The 17326-nt window shown below is 60.2% G+C and carries 11 protein-coding genes; 8 read left to right on the forward strand and 3 right to left on the reverse strand.

The window, feature by feature from the left end; translation table 11 throughout:
• Positions 1–59: 59 nt before the first annotated feature.
• Complete coding sequence (locus tag ACWA1Q_RS02600) at positions 60–4325, reverse strand: carboxypeptidase regulatory-like domain-containing protein (protein WP_463759278.1); 4266 nt, start codon at positions 4323–4325, stop codon at positions 60–62.
• 322 nt (positions 4326–4647) lie between these two features.
• Here ACWA1Q_RS02600 and ACWA1Q_RS02605 point away from each other — a divergent pair, with 322 nt between their 5' ends.
• The 8 genes from ACWA1Q_RS02605 (at position 4648) to ACWA1Q_RS02640 (ending at position 14441) form a co-directional block, all read left to right on the forward strand.
• Positions 4648–6111, forward strand: a complete 1464-nt coding sequence (locus ACWA1Q_RS02605; RefSeq protein WP_463759280.1) for a tyrosine-protein kinase domain-containing protein — start codon at positions 4648–4650, stop codon at positions 6109–6111.
• Between the two features lie 56 nt (positions 6112–6167).
• Positions 6168–6716 carry an arsenate reductase/protein-tyrosine-phosphatase family protein gene (locus tag ACWA1Q_RS02610; RefSeq protein WP_463759281.1) on the forward strand — a complete coding sequence of 183 codons (549 nt, stop codon included), beginning with the start codon at positions 6168–6170 and terminating at the stop codon, positions 6714–6716.
• A 1029-nt stretch (positions 6717–7745) separates the two neighbouring features.
• On the forward strand, positions 7746–9515 hold the full coding sequence (locus tag ACWA1Q_RS02615) for a polysaccharide biosynthesis protein (protein WP_463759282.1): 1770 nt from the start codon (positions 7746–7748) through the stop codon (positions 9513–9515).
• A gap of 14 nt (positions 9516–9529) precedes the next feature.
• Positions 9530–10648: a DegT/DnrJ/EryC1/StrS family aminotransferase gene (locus tag ACWA1Q_RS02620; protein ID WP_463759284.1), complete on the forward strand. Its 1119-nt coding sequence runs from the start codon at positions 9530–9532 to the stop codon at positions 10646–10648.
• Positions 10649–10710: 62 nt separating this feature from the next.
• Positions 10711–11268 (forward strand): sugar transferase, encoded by a 558-nt coding sequence (locus ACWA1Q_RS02625; protein ID WP_463760748.1) that lies wholly within the window; start codon positions 10711–10713, stop codon positions 11266–11268.
• Between the two features lie 47 nt (positions 11269–11315).
• On the forward strand, positions 11316–11918 hold the full coding sequence (locus ACWA1Q_RS02630; RefSeq protein ID WP_463759285.1) for a NeuD/PglB/VioB family sugar acetyltransferase: 603 nt from the start codon (positions 11316–11318) through the stop codon (positions 11916–11918).
• A gap of 109 nt (positions 11919–12027) precedes the next feature.
• Positions 12028–13287, forward strand: coding sequence for a glycosyltransferase family 4 protein (locus tag ACWA1Q_RS02635; protein ID WP_463760750.1), 1260 nt, complete (start codon positions 12028–12030; stop codon positions 13285–13287).
• A gap of 92 nt (positions 13288–13379) precedes the next feature.
• Entirely contained in the window at positions 13380–14441 is a 1062-nt protein-coding gene (locus ACWA1Q_RS02640) for a glycosyltransferase (RefSeq protein WP_463759287.1), read from the forward strand.
• Positions 14442–14574: 133 nt separating this feature from the next.
• On the opposite strand, the gene ACWA1Q_RS02645 is transcribed toward ACWA1Q_RS02640, so the two are convergent.
• Together ACWA1Q_RS02645 and ACWA1Q_RS02650 are read right to left on the reverse strand one after the other, a co-directional pair.
• Positions 14575–15726: an O-antigen ligase family protein gene (locus ACWA1Q_RS02645; RefSeq protein WP_463759289.1), complete on the reverse strand. Its 1152-nt coding sequence runs from the start codon at positions 15724–15726 to the stop codon at positions 14575–14577.
• Between the two features lie 165 nt (positions 15727–15891).
• On the reverse strand, positions 15892–17175 hold the full coding sequence (locus ACWA1Q_RS02650; protein ID WP_463759291.1) for a lipopolysaccharide biosynthesis protein: 1284 nt from the start codon (positions 17173–17175) through the stop codon (positions 15892–15894).
• Positions 17176–17326: the final 151 nt, after the last annotated feature.

Raw genomic sequence — 17326 nt, forward strand, 5'->3', positions numbered from 1 at the left:
TTTCAGATATAGAGAGCGGTCGCCGCAGTGTTCGTTGCGGCGACCGCTCACGGTGATGGTTAGCGGCAGACCGAGAGCTTGGCCACGTTCTCGGTGAGTGCGCCGGTCCCTCCGAGGAGGACGACCTTACTCGCGCCGAGGCGTTTGATCTCGTCGAGCACCAGCTTTGGAACACAGTTCGCGTACACCGTGTAGAGCGGCGCCTTGTTCTTGCCGGCCAGTGCAGCACCGGCGAGAGCGTCGGCGAAGCCGAGCCCGTTGGCGAGGTACACGGTGTCGCTCGACGCGAACGATGCCTTGTTGATCACTGACGCGGTCGTGTACCGGTCGATGCCGCCGAGCCGGGTCACGTTGCTGGTTCCCAGGATCGACTTCAGCGAGGTCTCCATCTTGGCACTGACGACTCCGGTGCCGCCGGCGACGAACGCCTTCTTCACCTTCAGTGTCGACAGCAGAGACTTCGTCTTCGCGTCGATCGCGGTTCCCTTGCCGTCGACCAGCACGACCGGTGCGTTCACAGCACCGGCGGCGGCTGACGCGGCGAGAGCATCCGGGAAGTTCCACGCCGTCGCGACGAACGCGGTGGCGCTGCCGTTCGGGAACGCGTTCTTCACGATCGTCTGCGACGTCGCGAACCGGTCGATACCGGCGTCACGGCGAATCTCGGGTGTCAGCGTTTTGAGCTGGTTGAAGACGGAGGCCGAGACGGCACCTTCTCCACCCACCACGACGATCTTCTTCGGCTTGAGCCTCGTGATCTCAGTCTTCACCGACGCCGGCAGCGTCGTCACCGCCGTCAGAAGCAACGGGCCACCCTGCGCCGCAGCGGCCGGAGCCGCCGCAAGAGCATCGGGGAACGCCAGACCTGTTGCGACGTACACAACCGGAACACCCGGCGAGAACGACTTCTTCGAGATGTCGACACCGGTCATGTACCGGTCCGTGCCCGAGAAACGATCGGTGACCGGGGCCGGTGTCGTGGTGACATCCACCACAGCGGGGGTGAGGGCAGATGTCCGCGTGACCGACGTGTACCCGCCCTTGCTGCCGGTGACGGTGATCGACATCTTCTTGCCGAGGTCAGCCGGGGTCAGCGTGTAGCTCATTCCCGTTGCGCCGGTGATGGCGGCGCCGTCCCTGCTCCACTGGAACGTCATGGCATCCGGAGCGGGGCTCCAGGCGCCGACGTTCGCGGTCAGAGTCTGGCCGACCTTCGGCTGTCCGCTGACGGTCGGTGCAGGTGCTGCGGTGAACTCCTTGATGGCGTCGACGACGCCGACGGTTGCCGCCGAGGTCTTCGTCACCGAGGTGTAGCCCGCCTTGGTGCCGGTCACTGCGACGGTGAGCGTCTTGCCCAGGTCAGCAGCCACCGGAGCATATGTCGCAGCGGTAGCTCCGCTGATCGCGACGCCGCCGCGGCTCCACTGGTACGTGAGCGTCACCGGTGCGGGTGACCAGGTGCCGGCGGATGCCGTCAGCACCTTTCCGACCTGCACGTCACCGCTGATTGTCGGCGTGGGTGTCGCGGTCAGGGTGAGCGGGGGAGCCGGAGCCACAGCGACCGTCGCGAGCGACGTCTTCGTGACCGAGGTGTATCCGCCCTTGCTGCCGGTGACCGCAACGGTGAGCTTCTTGCCGGTGTCCGCGGCGACTGCCGCGTACGTCGGGTTCGTTGCTCCAGCGATCGCGACACCGTCGCGGCTCCACTGGTACGCGAGAGCAACCGGTGCGGGCTCCCATGTTCCGGGAGTTGCCGTCAGGACCTTGCCGACCTCGGCGGTGCCGCCGATCGTCGGAACCGGAGTAGCGGTGAGGGTCGACGGACCGGGCGTCGGAGCGGCGAGAACCGCTGCCGTCGCCGAGGACGTCTTCGCCGTCGTGACGTAGCCGGCCTTGGTTCCGGTCACCGTGACGGTGATTTTCTTGCCGAGGTCAGCTGCTGCGAGCGCGTATGTTGCGGCGGTCGCACCGGTGATCGCGACGCCGTCGCGGCTCCACTGGTGGGTGAGAGCGACGGGTGCGGGTGACCAGGTGCCAGCGGATGCCGTCAGCACTTGCCCGACCTGCACCGTTCCGTTGATGGTCGGGGTGGGTGTTGCGGTGAGAGCCAGGGGTGCGGCGCTCTTCTTCTCCAGCTTTACAGTCGTGTTCTTGATCTGCTGCCCGGGCGAGGTCACCGAAATCACGTCAGCCGTCGCCAGAGTCGACTTGCCCGCGTAGTACTGCGGCTTGTAGACCGTGCCGGTCATCCAGTCGCCGAATTCCGCGTCATCAGCGAAGCCGACTTTATAACTTCCAACGGCAAGTGCATCGAACCGGTATTCACCGTTTTCGTCCGTGTACGCAGAGTCGATCGGGTAGCCCCAGTCAGTACCATCCTTCTGCCACACGGGCACGGTGACATCTGCAAGGGGAGCACCCGCGGCGTCAGTGACCTTCCCGGTGATGGATGCGCCCTGGGCCATTACGGCGTTGCGCCCCGGAGCGTCCTTATCGACGATGACGCTCACAGGTGTTGCCTGTGACTGGGTGGCCGCGTTGTTCCAGAACTGACGGGCGTAGTAGCGCTCAAGCGAGCCGTCGCCCCAGAAGTCGAACTCGACGAGATGCGCGCCGGGTGCGAGACCGTAGATCGTGTAGTTGCCCTCAGAGTCCGTCGACGCGAATCCCCGGGAATCGCCGTCGGCGCTCAAAGCGTTCACTGATGCATCTGCGAGGTTCCTGTTTGGCGATCCCGCACTCTTGACGTTGCCCGATATCGAGCCACCGCGCGCAAGCACAATGTTCTTGCCGGTGACGGTACTGCCCGTGGCGACAGTGAATTCCGAAGTTGATGTCCCGACGTAGTTGAGTTCCGCGGATGCCGCGTCGAACGAGACGCTGTATTTTCCGGCAGGGACTCCCACGATCTCGAAGTTCCCGTCGGCGTCACTGGTCGTGAGATACGACCAGTAGGAGTTTGCGGTGTTGCTGTCGAGGGAGATATGCACTCCCTCGAGGTTGGTGTTGGGAGAACCTGTTCCCTTCACGTTGCCCGAAATCTTCGCACCGGTCACCAGGTTGACGTTGGTACCGCCAACCTCCTGGCTGCCTTCGACGCGGATGGTCTGTGCTGTCTCTTCGGAGGTTGCGTTCTGCCACCACGTGGATACGTAGTTCAGACCGGTTTCGCGTGCGTCGAACTGGACCTTATATGCGCCGGCAACGAGCTTGTTGAGCCGGTACTTGCCGGTCTCATCGGTCGTCGCCCACCCGAAATGCTCACCCGACTCCGACTGTGCGTAGACGTTGATGCCAGCAAGCGGTGTCTTGGCCGCTCCGCCTGTGACGACCCCGGAGATTGCTGCACCGACCTGCAAAACGACGTTGGTTCCGACGACCTTTTGAGCCGTTGAGACGCTGATGATGTTGGCGGTTTCGCGCGACGACGCACCGTTCCAGTACTGGCTGACGTATTCGTCGTCCCCTGTCGATGAGAACTCGACAGCGTAGTCTCCCGCGGGCAGCCCCTTCAGCGTGTAGTCGCCGTTCTCGTCGGTAGAGGCGTAAAACGATTCCTCGCCGTCGGGCATCGAGTACGCGTTGATGCTGGCGAAGTCCAGGTTCTTGTTCGGGCTTCCAGCGCCCTTCACATTGCCTGAGATCGATGCGCCGGTGGCGAGCGTGGCGTTCTTGCCGGTCAGCTTTTCGCCTGCGCCGATGGTGATGGCGGTTGCGTCTTCTGGTGACGTCTTACCGTTCCACCACTGGGTGATGTAGCTGCCTTCAGCGTCTCCGGCCTCGAACATCAGCGAGAAGGAGCCGGCGGCAAGCCCTGTGAGCTCATAGAAGCCGGACTCGTCCGTGTATGCGCTCGACCAACCGGAGCCGTCGTTGCCGTCCGCTGAGACCCAAGCCCCTTCGATCGGGGTGCCAGACGCGGATTTCACCGTTCCGGTGATGGTTGACCCCGGAACGAGGGCGAAGTTGATTCCAGTCACTGCCCCGCCGGCGGTGAGGGGCACAACTGTTGCCGCACCACTGGTGGTCGCGCCCTTCCACCACTGCGGTGCGAAGTTCTCGTGATTCTGAACCTGCAGCTTGTAACGCCCCGCCTCAACCTCATCGAAGGTGAAGTTGCCGTTCTGGTCGGTGTCAGCCCACCCGACGATCTCGTCCCACTCATTACCAGCATCGAAAAGGGCGACCTGCGCCCACTCGATGTTGACACCCGCGGCTTTGACGGTTCCGGAGATAGTGCCGGTGCCGGGTGCCGCGGCGGCTGGTGCTGCGGTTGCAACAGGAACACCGATCGCGAGCACAAATGCAACAGCCAGACCGGTCACCCGCTTCTGCCAATTCGGCCGACCCGCTGTGGTTCGTTCGTGCTTTGAACGCGACAAAGCTGCCCCCCATAGATGCCAGTAAAAACGGCCCGGAGAACGCTCTCACGGGCCTTTCGTCAGACTAGGGGTCAGATGGTGGCGGCTAGTACACCCACTACAGGGCACGCTGTGCACGCCATGCATCCGCGCCATAGAGCGGGATCCGGCTGAGAAACTCACGTCTTGTGTCGGCTGTCAAGCACGTCCGCGCGAACAGCCAACGATGTTATGCGAAACTAAACAGACGTGTCTATACGTTGACAGCTGCTTTTAGGGGGACTCTTTGGAGCTCAAAGACTACGTAAGAATTCTGCACAAGAGCTGGATTCTTATCGTCGCCTGCACTTTGCTCGGTGTGGGTGCGGCGGCAGCGTACTCGCTGACCCTTGCTCCGAAGTACCAGTCGACGACTCAGTTGTACGTCTCGGTGCGCGCGGCTGAAGGCGCAGCGACAGGTGAACTCGTTCAGGGAACCAGCTTCGCCCGACAGGCCGTTACCTCGTATGTCGATGTCGTAAACAGCGCGCTCGTGCTCGACAAGGTCATCGACGAGCTCGATTTGGATCTGACAGCACAGCAGCTCGCACCGTCGATCGCCGCAAGCTCTCCGCTGAACACGGTACTTATCGACGTCACGGTCACGAACACTGACCCGGTCCAGGCAGCCGCAATTGCAAACTCGGTGGGCTCGACGTTCGCCGACGTCGTCACGAACCAGCTGGAGAAGCCCGAGGGCGAGACCGTGAGCCCGGTGAGGATCGAAACAATCCAGCCCGCGGTCACGCCTTCGAATCCGTCGAGCCCCAACGTACGGTTGAACATCATCCTCGGACTTCTGGTCGGGTTGGCCATCGGACTTGGTGTGGCCGTCCTTCGCAGCGTTCTCGACACCAGAATTCACAGCTCCCATGACATCGAGACAGTGACGGATGCCGCCATCCTCGGCGGGATCGCACTCGACCCGGAGGCAAAGAAGCGCCCGCTCGTTGTGCATGCTGATCCCCGCAGTCCCCGTGCAGAATCCTTCCGCAGCCTCCGCACCAATCTCCAATTCGTCAACCTCGAGAAGGGGCCGCGGAGCTTCGTGGTGACCAGTTCCATTCCCGGTGAGGGGAAGAGCACAACCACGGCCAACCTAGCGATCGCTCTCGCTGAGACCGGCGCCTCGGTTGCACTTATCGACGGCGATCTCCGCCTCCCGAGAGTCGCTGAATACATGGGTATCGAGGGCGGCGTTGGTCTGACGGATGTGCTCATCGGCCGCGCGGAACTGGCGGACGTGCTCCAAAAATGGGGTCGGGGAAAGATGTACGTGCTTCCAAGCGGTCGCGTACCTCCGAACCCGAGCGAGTTGCTCGGTTCGGCCGCGATGAAGCGTGTGCTTACCTCGCTGACCGATCAGTTCGACTTCGTGCTCATCGACGCGCCGCCGCTTCTTCTGGTCACCGATGCTGCGGTGATGTCGAAGCTGACTGGTGGGGTGATCATGGTTGCGGCCTCCGGGCGAACCAAAAAGAACGAGCTCGGTGCTGCCGTGCGCACGCTGGAGAGCATCGGCAGTAACCTCGCTGGCATCGTTGTCACGATGTTGCCGACCAAGGGTCCGGACTCGTACGCCTACGGTCAATACAGCTATGGCAAGTTCGATGATGTCGAGCCGACCGCCGACCATGTCACCGGTAAGAAGATCAGCAAGAGGGCGGCAGCGAAAGGTCGACGTTCGCTCCGCGAAGCGAGACTGGAGTAGTCGTGGCTGACTTCACCATTTTGACTGTGTGCTCCGGCAACATCTGCCGGTCTCCAATGGCAGAGCAGCTTTTGCGAGCTGGCTTGAATTCCTATCCCGGGGTCTCCGTCGGTAGCGCCGGCACGGTCGGCTTGGTCGGAGAGCCGATGGACGCGCGTGCCCTCGCCCTGGCTACCAGCTTCGGAGTGACGGATGCCGCGAGCCACGTGGCTCGCGAGCTCAACGAGCAGCAAATCCGCGAGGCAAACGTGGTGTTTGCCATGTCCCGCGAGCACCGTCGGGCCGTCGTCCAACTGCACCCGCGCGCTTCGCGCTACACGTTCACCATCCGGGAGTTTGCAAGGATCGCAGCAGAGATCACCGACGAGGACTTGATGGATGCCGCGGTGCTCGAGCGTGACGATGTCTCAGGACGATTCGCGGTCGCAGTCGAGGCAGCGGCTTCCCTGCGCGGTATGGTCACTCCCTTACAGAACGTTGATGATGACGACGTGGTCGACCCCTACCGCCGGGCCGACGACGTTTACACACTGTCCGGGCAGCAGCTCGTCCCTGCGGTTCAGGCATCGCTCGCTCTGTTCGAGCGCGCGGTGACGGCGGTCTGAGGGTCTCGTGGCTTCGAACAGAGCACCGGTTCACCGGCCGAAACGTGCCGGGATCTCTCGACGTTGGTGGATTATTGCCCTCGCTCTTTTCCTCGCCTTCGACGTTGCCCTCGTAGCGTTTGCTCTCAACGCCAACCGTGCCCCAGGAGAAGTAGCTGCCAAGACTCCCGCTCCTCCCGTTGCATCATCACTGCCGTCCGTATCAAGTACCCCAACGCCGAGCGCAGCGCCGCTGGCCGTTCCGCCGAAACGACTGCTGGCTGCTGCATCAGCAGATGTGGCATGGCGTGGGGTCGTCGGCACTTGCCCTGACGGACCGTCCGCGCTCGAGTACACAGAAGACAGTGGCGCCTCGTGGAAGTCCATCGACCCGGCTCTAGAGACTGGTGCGAACACCCTGGTGCGGATCGTGCCGAGCTCTGCGAGCGAAGCTAACGTGGTCACGCTCGATGGCGCGTGTTCGCCGCAGCTGGTCGGGACCTTCGTCGCTGGTGACGCTTGGGAGGACTATTCTGCGAATCTGGGTGCGTACTGGTACCTGAATCCTGCAGACAGAGGGAGCGTGCAATCACCAGCCGGCGCTCTTGCGGCCCCCTGCGATTCCGTCATCGCCCTTGCGACACGGACGGAGTCCGCGGCGGTCCTCTGTTCAGATCGCAGCTTCTTCGAGATGTCAAACGGCGCGACCGAATGGTCCGCTCCGGTGACCGTTCCGGGCGCGGTCGCCCTAGCTGGCTCCGGTGATGGCTACGTCATCGCCGTGTCCGGCGCGCCCAAATGCGAGGGCACGTCGATCGTCGTGATCGCTGGAGGAGAACCGAGTGCGGGCTCAGCTTGTGTCGGCACGGCGGTACCGCTTGGCCAAACCGCTTTGGCGGCTGCGGATGACGGAGCGCTCTGGCTGTGGGCAGGAGAAGATTTTGTACGGTCTACTGATGGGGGAGCGACGTGGAGCTAGAGCCTGATCCAAGAGTGAGCGACGAGGGTCGAAACGGTGAGGTCCCACTGGTTCGGTTCGGTGCCCAGTTCGTGCTTGATGCCATCGCGTGGGCGGCCGCACTCCTCCTAGCGGTTATTTTCCGTTACGAATTCTCGTTCGGCGAGATCGGTTGGGGTGCTCTTTTCGGGTTGATCCTTCTCGCGACCGTACTGCAACTGGTCATCGGTTGGGGCTACGCCCTCTACAAGGGTCGTTACACTTACGGCAGCTTCGAGGAAGTCCGCGCATTGGTGTTCGCGGCGCTGAGCGTATTCGCCATCCTCAGCATTCCGGTGCTCATCTTCGGACCGATCATCGACATAGCCCGTAGCGCAACAGTCATTGCATTCCCCATCGCCGTCATACTCATGTTTGCTGTCCGTTATGCCAAACGTTTATTCGTCGAACGCAAATACAAGCCAGGAAGCGAAGCTAGCCGCACGATTATTTACGGAGCCGGCTATCTAGGGGCAACGCTCATTCGACGAATGCTGACAGATCCAACGTCAAAGTTCCTGCCCGTCGCATTGCTCGACGATGATCCGCTGAAGTCGAACGCCCAGCACCGCGGCGTTCGAGTCCTCGGGACCTTCCACGACCTCCATAGGGTCGTCGAAAGAACCCAAGCCACAGACTTGGTCATCTGCATTGGGCGAGCGGACTCGTCGTTGATCAGGCGGATCTCAGACGCCGCGACTGCAGCAGGTCTTCGAGTCAAGGTACTCCCGCCCCTCGAAACGCTTTTGGAGCGCAAAGCAAGCCTGGCCGACATGCGTGACATCTCAATCGAAGACCTCATCGGCCGCCATCCAGTCGATACCGAGGTCGAGACGATCGCTGGTTATCTCAAAGGCAAGAAGGTTCTTGTTACCGGCGCCGGAGGCTCGATCGGTTCCGAATTGTGTCGGCAGATCGCGAAGTACGGTCCCGGCGAACTCATCATGCTCGACCGCGACGAAACGGGCCTGCAGGGCGCTCAGATCGGTATCTCTGGCCACGGACTACTCGACACGAGAGACGTGGTATTGGCCGACATCCGCGATCAAGATGCCCTCAACGGTATATTTTTGGATCGTAGACCGGACGTGGTGTTTCACGCTGCCGCTCTCAAGCATTTGCCGATGCTGGAGCAGTATCCAGACGAGGCTTGGAAGACCAACGTAATAGGCTCTCTCAACGTGCTTGAGGCCGCGCGTCTGGCGGGAGTCTCGACTTTCGTCAACATATCGACGGATAAGGCAGCCAACCCGACCAGTGTGCTTGGCCATTCGAAGCGCGTTGCCGAAAAGCTGACGGCCTGGATGGCGAAAGAGACTGGGAAGACGTACCTCTCGGTCCGATTTGGCAATGTGATCGGAAGCCGCGGTTCGATGCTGCCCACGTTCACGTCGTTGATTGAGTCTGGTGGCCCTCTCACGGTCACACACCCAGATGTGACCCGGTTCTTTATGACAATCCCCGAAGCGTGTCAGCTCGTCGTCCAGGCCGGCGGAATCGGCAGTGCCGGAGAAGTCCTCATCCTCGACATGGGCGAACCGGTGAAGATTCTGGATGTGGCTCAACGTATGATTTCGATGTCGGGGAAGGACATCGAAATTGTCTTCACCGGCCTTCGCCATGGCGAGAAGTTACACGAAGAACTCATCGGTCAAAACGAGACGGACGAGCGGCCGTTGCACCCGAAGATCTCCCATGCAAGGGTCAACGGGATCTCGCCGCAACGACTTGACAAGCGCGGCTGGGAAGAGCGGATGTTCGCGTCCCCGCGCAACAATGACACCTCCATAATTGAACGGCTGCCAGTGAGTGAGAAAAAGTGAACGATCGAATTCACATGTCATCTCCTGACGTCGGGGAGCTCGAAGAGGAGTTTGTCCTTGCAGCGATCCGCTCCGGTTGGATCGCTCCTCTGGGGCCGGACGTCGACGCCTTCGAGTTGGAAATGGCTAACCGGGTGGGTGTCGAATACGCGGTTGCATTGAGCTCGGGAACAGCAGCACTTCACTTGGGCCTGCTTGGACTAGGGGTCAAGGCGGGCGACGTGGTCATCACATCGACCATGACGTTCGCTGCGACGGCGAACGCTATTGTCTACACCGGCGCTTCGCCGCACTTCGTCGATTGCGAGCCCAACACGGGCAATATGGACCCGAGACTGCTTCAGCGCGCGTTGGAACAGATGCGAACCGACGGCATTAAGCCGGCTGCGATCGTTCCCGTTGACCTTCTCGGAAAGACGGTCGACTACACTGCGATATTGCCTATCGCTGCAGAATTCGATGTGCCCGTTCTATGCGACGCCGCAGAATCGCTTGGGGCTTACCACCGTGGCCGCGCGGCGGGATCTTTCGGAAGGGCATCGATTGTCTCGTTCAATGGAAACAAGATAATGACGACGTCTGGTGGGGGGATGCTGCTGACAGATGATCAGGACCTCGCTGCCAAAACGCGTTACCTTGCAACGCAAGCGCGGCAGCCCGTGATCCACTACGAGCACACTGACATTGGGTTCAACTATCGGCTGAGCAACCTATTAGCGGCACTGGGGCGGGCTCAGCTCCTGCGACTCGACGAGATGATCGCTCGTCGGAGGGCGATCCGAGAACAGTACCGAAATCTTTTCTTGCATATCGACGGTGTGACATTATTTGGGGGCGACGGAGACTCTCACGACAATGTGTGGCTGACGTCGATCTTGGTCGATGACGCGGCGACGGGATGGACAACCGCAGATTTGAACGCGACGCTGAGTGCGGCCAACATTGAGAGTCGGCCGCTCTGGAAACCGATGCACATGCAGCCAGTGTTTGCGACCGCGGATGCGACCCTAAGCGGCGCTGCGGGAAGGCTGTTCAGGTCTGGAATGACTTTGCCGAGTGGGTCTGCGCTGACGACTAAGCAGACCGAATACGTGATGGCGACTATTCAGCGCTTTCTGGAGGATCACCAGTGAAGTCGAAAAACGGACTGTGGGGGTACGAGTCACTCAAGCGGGTGTTCGACCTCACGCTAAGCGTGCCCCTCTACGTAGCGTCGCTTCCAATCCAGGCGCTAGTGGCTGCGGCAGTCGCGGTGCGGTTAGGGCGTCCCGTCCTCTTTCGCCAGGTGCGCCCGGGGCGAGGTGGTAAACCGTTTGTCATGGTTAAATTTCGCACCATGAACCCGCCCGCTGACGGAGAAGGGGTGAGCTCTGACGTCCGGCGATTGACACCCCTGGGCCGTGCGTTGCGTTCGACGAGTCTCGACGAGTTACCGACTTTGTTGAATGTGATCAAAGGCGACATGAGCTTAGTTGGGCCGCGACCCTTGCTTGTCTCGTACCTCGAGCGGTATACGCCTGAACAAGCACGGCGTCACGAGGTCCGTCCGGGCGTAACTGGCTTGGCACAAGTTAGCGGGCGAAACGCACTGACGTGGGAAGAGAAGTTCGCGCTAGACGTTCGCTACGTTGACACACGATCTCTCAAGCTCGACATGCGGATTCTGCGGCAGACAGTCTTCCGTGTCCTTCGTCGCAACGGTGTAACCGCCCCAGGGCAAGCGACGGCAACAGAATTTTTCGGCGCACAGTGAATCAGTCTCTTGTCGTAGTCGGGGCTGGAGGCTCCGGACGCGAGACATTGGACGTCATCGATGCGATCAACCGCAGGTCGGTAAATCCCGTCTACAACGTTCTCGGTGTCGTGGATGATTCACCAAGCACCGAAAATCTCGCGCGCCTGGAGCGTCGCAATGCTCATTACCTCGGTTCAGAGGAGGATTGGTTTCAGCGGTATGGTCCGTCTGACGGGATCTTCGTAGTTGGTATCGGTTCCCCCGCCGTGCGAGCGAACATCGCTCTGCGCTGGGAGGAGCGGGGCTTCAGAGCCGTCGCGGCGCTAGTGCACCCATCTGCGGTGGTCGGCAGCGCCGGCACAATTGCTGCCGGGACGGTGGTCTGTTCCGGCGCGCAGATATCGACCAACGTGAACATTGGGACGCACGTTCAGATCAATCCCAATGTCACGATTGGGCACGACACCACGATAGCCGCATACGTTTCGCTCAACCCAGGAGCGGTCGTCTCCGGCGAAGTTTTGGTGAGCCGCGGATCCTTGATCGGCGCGGGGGCTGTAGTTCTTCAAGGGCTTCGAATCGGCAGAAACTCGGTGGTCGGGGCGGCAGCCTGTGTTGTAAGGGATGTGCCGGATTCGGCGGTAGTAAAGGGAGTGCCAGCCAGGTGAACGCGGCGAACAGAGGGCACCGACAGCACTGCCTTTCCCGCAAAGGGCGAACCGAAGACACGCGTGACACACGAATGACCATCTCACCCCTTCAACGTCAAGGAGCATGATGTCTGGACGACGCAGATCCGTCTGGATCGTGAATCATTATGTATCGGATCCACGAGACACGGCATCTGGATCGCGGCACTTCTCGTTGGGCGCCGGTTTGGTTGCTGCGGGCTGGGACGTGACCTTGATTGCAGCGAGCGCGGGTCATAACTCGGATCTCCAGCGGGTCGGCAAGCATGAGCGAATGACAACGACGTCACACAATGGCGTCACAGCTCGATGGCTCCGAACAGATAACGCAAGAGGAAACGGCCTCGCGCGCATGAGGGGCATGCTGCAGTTCACGGCAGGGGTCATGCGGAAGCGCTCCACCGCTGGGCTTTCTAGACCAGACATAATCATAGGAAGTACAGTTCATCCCTTTGCTGCGTGGGCTGCAAAAGTGGTCGCTCGGCGACGTAAAATCCCCTTCGTATTCGAGATCCGCGACCTTTGGCCGGAAACGTTGATCGATATGGGCAAGTTGCGCCGAAATGGCGTTCCTGCGCGACTGATGCGTTCTTTGGAGAGGCATCTGTGCGAAGCGGCCGAAAAGGTCATCGTATTGGTGCCCTTCGCTGCTGACTATCTAGAAAGTCAAGGCGTACCGCGTGAGAAGGTCATCTGGATCTCCAATGGTACTGATGTGGAAGATTTCGCACATACGCCCCAGCCCGCAACGGAACCGTTCACATTCATGTATTTCGGCTCGTTGGGCATGGCCAACGGTGTCGAAGCGATCGTCCGTGGGTTCGCGAAGTTCTATGCGGAGAGCCACATCAAGGCGCAGCTCGTTCTCGTGGGGGCTGGCGCCCGGAAGGACGCGCTGACTGACCTGGCGCGGCAATTTGCCGTCAGCGACGTTGTTGATTTCAGAGCGCCAGTGCCAAAAGCGCAAATCCCTGCTCTCGCGAGCGCCGCCCACGTCTTGGTTCTGAATGTTCTTGATCTGAAACTCTACAAATACGGAATCAGTCTCAACAAACTCTTCGACTACATGGCAGCGGCTAGACCCATCATCATAGCCAGCAACGCCGCGAATAACCCCGTTCGGGATGCGGGGGCGGGGCTCACTGTGCCCGCCGACGAGTCTCAGGCTATCGCGCAGGCGATGCTTGAGCTGGTGACCACTACCGCAGCGCAACGAGCCGCTTTTGGCGATGCTGCCCGAAAGTACGTGCAAGAGCATTACGACTATTCTGCTCTCGCCGGACAACTCGATGCCGTCCTAACGGATGCAGTTGCAAGCACATCTACAGGTCCGACAGGAGAATCGTGAATCAAGCTGATCTAGCAAGCCGCCGAAGGGCTGCGCGAGGGCGAGTGATCGTTGCGCACGTCAGCTCGGCGCACCCTTGGACGGACAATCGAGTGCATTTCAGGGAGGCCACATCTTTGGCCAATGCCGGCTACCGAGTCCATCTTGTCGCGGTAGACAACGATCTTTCCGCCCCGCATACAGGCGTCAACGTGATTCGGCTCCGCAAGCGGAAACGGACAGCAAGAGTACTGCTCGGATCGGTTTCAGCCATAGCAGCGGGGCTCAAGACGCGAGCAACTATATTCCATCTACATGACCCCGAGCTGGCCTGGGCGATCATCCCATTGCGGTCATTAGGCAAGACGGTAATCTACGACGCGCACGAAGACCTTCCCTCCCAGTTGCTCGACAAGCACTACATTCCGAAGTCCCTTTCGGGTATTGCAGCGTCACTTGCAAATCTCGTCGTCATCCTAACCATGCGAGCCAATCACGTTGTCGCGGCTACTGAAAGGATCGCAGAACGATACTCCTCAGCAAGGGTCACCGTGGTGCGCAACTATCCACGGATTCGGGCATCCGATGAAGGTCTCGCACCCGTTGGCGACCGGCCGAACACACTGGTCTATGTCGGGGCAATCAGCGAGTCTCGGGGAGCCATGCAGATGCTGGATTCTATGAGCTGTGACGGCTTTCCAGAGGAGTGGACCTTAGATCTCGCGGGATCTATAGTCCCGCCGTCGCTTGAGAAGAGCATGCGGGGTCATCCGGCATGGCCCCGCGTCCGATACCACGGAATCGTGTCTCCGGAGAGGGCGCGCGACATCGTTTCTGGGGCCCGGCTCGGGATAGTCACGTTGCAAGCCAGCGCTGCCTATGTGGATTCTTTACCGACGAAACTTTTCGAATATTTGGCGGCTGGGGTTCCAGTCATCGCCTCCGATTTCCCTCTATGGCGGCGGATTGTTGAAGACAACGCGTGCGGCGTCCTTGTCGACGAGAAAGACCCGAGAGCGATATCTGACGCTGTAGCGAGATATGCGGCGGAAGCGGATTTGCTTGTCTCCCATGGACGCAACGCACGCGCCGCTTCTGTCCGCGAGCTGAACTGGGAAAGCGAGTCCACAGCTCTGATCGACTTGTACGATCGGCTCGCCTCCGTGAACCCGTAAACATCTCGGGTTGGCGGGGTCAGTGAACTCGGTTATAGAAACGTCGAGGGCGCGAGTTCCAAGCTGCTCGCCTCGCCTGCGAATGAAGATGAGATCGTCTAAGGAAGATCGCGCGTGAGATGCTGCCGCTTCCTCAGCGATACCGGAGTTCCCGGACTTCGCGCCGTTCGCTATACCTAGCGCGATGCATCCAAGCCGCTGAAAGACAAAGCCAAAGGAGGCGATTGTCATTGATGTCGCCGGAGACCATGGCGTTGACGAAAGAGAATGCTAGAAGTGCCAGGAGGGTTACCATTGTTGGTTCGGTGGACCTGACCGTCAGTCGCGCACCGGAAACGACTACATAGATTAGGAACGCCAGCCCGGCAAGGGCTCCTGCTTCGACGAAGATCTCAAGTCCGACATTGTGTGGGTACACTCGCCCCTCGGCGGAGGCGTACCGGCCTTGTCCGGGCAGGTTGCCGAAATTGCCCCAACCGATGCCGAATGGGCTGCGAAGAATACTTTCGAGTGCTGTTCCCCATAGCTGTTCCCTCATCAGTGATGACGTGTTCTGCTCGCCTGCTAGGAAACCGAACACCCTGCTTGCCCCACCAGCTGAGTTGTTGAAAGACCAAAGCAACGTGCCAAGAAAAGCAAGACAGGTCCCGACGATTGCCTGAACTCGATACTTCGTCAAAGCTGGGCTGAAAGCGAGCACGACTGCGAGCCCGGCTGCTATACCCAAGAAGGGACCGCGGCTACCGGAACTGAGCATTAGTAGCGATAGTGCAGCTGCCGCAGAGAAAAGCAGGGCTCGGTTGAGAGGGCCCGTCTTGGCGCACAACGCTCCTACGGCGAGGATTAGCGCGCCAGTGCCCGTTATACGGGCGGTGCCAATTGTGTTCGCGCCTTCGAAGGCAATAGCGCCCGAGGTCTCACTCGCAGTGGTGGGAAAGATCACGGTTACGAGGGCGACCAGAGCCGCGATCGCTATCAAAGCGTATAGAAAAGCGTTCCGCTGCTCGCGCTCACGAAGGAGGTAAAACGGAGCGATTGCACAGACGAGGGTCAGCGAGAAGAGCGAGATTGACTTCGACAGTGAATAGCCATGAAGTTCAGCACTCGAGAGGGCAAGAGTGAACAGCAGGAAGAGTGATGCAGGAACGAAAACATAAGCACTCGCTGGCCCGTTTTTCAACCTTGAGTGAACAAGGGCGATCACAGTAGCGCCAGCGGCCAGTACGGTCAAATCAAGCGAAATCCAAGACAGCAGTGAATTCGACTTGAGTTGGCCGGAGTACATAAGAAGCGCCAGCGCGACGGGGCCGAACCAAGCCGTCGGACCAGGGCGGGACCCGGCCGTAGCATCAACGGGAGTCAGCGTAGGTCGAGTCATCAGCCGCTTCTAAGGATTCTCATTATCGAGCAAAGCCTACCCTTTTCGCAGCGGGAAGCATGCCGCAGGTGATTAGCGCGGGGATGAGGCAAGAGCAGAGTTCTCGTGACCTCGCGCGACGATCAGCGTCATCGCCAACATTGCGCCATAGCTAATGGCTTGAGCTGCACTCAGGAACGCAATAGCCCAGATAATGTCGAGACCAATGCTATATGCGACAAGAATCGAGCCCGCGGTGAGGATCGCCCGGAAAACGTCCCAGCAGAGTTGCAGGTCTTGTCGCTCAAGCAGAGTGAGCGCCTTCGAGATGGGTGCCACGACAAATTGACAGAAATACCCGAGAACAAGAAGCTGCGCGAATGTACCAGCTCGACTCCATTCCTCGCCAAATACAATGGAGAAGAGCCACGGTGATGCGACCGCTATCAGTACGGCGGGGCCCAAAGCCAGAAGCGCGAGCCGCAGGGTGATGCCACGCAACTGTGCCGATAGCCCCGGTTCGTGACTGCGGAGCCGCTGACCGAATGAGCCCTCGAAATACTGGCTTACCGCGTCAGCAACGATAGACACCGGGGAAGCCAACACCCGGATGGTCAATGCTAGTAGCCCCACTTCGTAGGCTTCGTACGCGATCGACAGGATCACAATCGGTAGCTGGAGCCCGAGGGTGTTTAGCGTGTACGACCACGACGTCACTAGAGGGAACCTTCTGTACCTCCTCGCCGCTAAGCGGAGGCCCCGGAGCGTTGGTCTGCGCCCGCCCAGGAACGACTTACGTCCGAGGAGGCCTGCGAGGGCAAGTGCGCGCCCTGCTGCCAATCCAAGGATGAGGCCAAGTGGGGCAGCGCCCAGGAAGCCGAGTACTAGATTGCACACTGCTTGCCCAACGCCCTGGGTTACATTTCGCCACGCGATCCGCCCGTACTCCTGCATGCGCACGACCCACGAGGAACTCACTCGATAGAGCCCAATGGTGAAGACGGTCAGCGGTACAACCCACCAGTACGTCTCGAGCGAGGGTGATCCTAAGAGTTGGGCGAGCTGTTGCCGCCACACGAAAGCGCCGACCGTGACCAGAAGCGATATCGCGATGGTCGAGAACATGCCCAGATATCCCAGAGCTCGGGCGATGAGAGTTGTCCGAGGGAGCACCATTGCTGCTTCCCAGCACAGTGTAACCAAGGTTCCGAGAACACCTGAGAGAGCGGTGACAATTGCCAGCGCTCCAAAATCCGCTGGGGTGTACAGGCGTGTCAGTAGCGGGGAGATTAGAACGAGCAGGCCCTGCCCGACGACGCTTCCTGAGAGGATCCGCGCAATAACCCCGTGCGAACGGGAGCGCCCTGGCTTCGGCATGCATCGCTCCCAGCAATTTCGGCTTCTTGATGTAAATCTACTGGACAATGATGGCGCGCCATGTACTCACGGTTCCCTGCGCCACAAGACTGAGAAGCCGGAAGCTATTGTTGAGATAGCGATCCGCACTGTCTGACGATTACAAGTTCGT

The organism is Mycetocola sp. TRD_SC_2 (genome assembly GCF_055361225.1).

Excerpts from the sequence above, each read along its gene's own strand:
- ACWA1Q_RS02610 (WP_463759281.1), top strand. The coding sequence starts at position 6,168 with ATGGCAGAGCAGCTTTTGCGAGCTGGCTTGAATTCCTATCCCGGGGTC.
- ACWA1Q_RS02620 (WP_463759284.1), top strand. The coding sequence starts at position 9,530 with ATGTCATCTCCTGACGTCGGGGAGCTCGAAGAGGAGTTTGTCCTTGCA.
- ACWA1Q_RS02635 (WP_463760750.1), top strand. The coding sequence starts at position 12,028 with ATGTCTGGACGACGCAGATCCGTCTGGATCGTGAATCATTATGTATCG.
- ACWA1Q_RS02645 (WP_463759289.1), bottom strand. The coding sequence starts at position 15,726 with ATGTACTCCGGCCAACTCAAGTCGAATTCACTGCTGTCTTGGATTTCG.
- ACWA1Q_RS02650 (WP_463759291.1), bottom strand. The coding sequence starts at position 17,175 with ATGCCGAAGCCAGGGCGCTCCCGTTCGCACGGGGTTATTGCGCGGATC.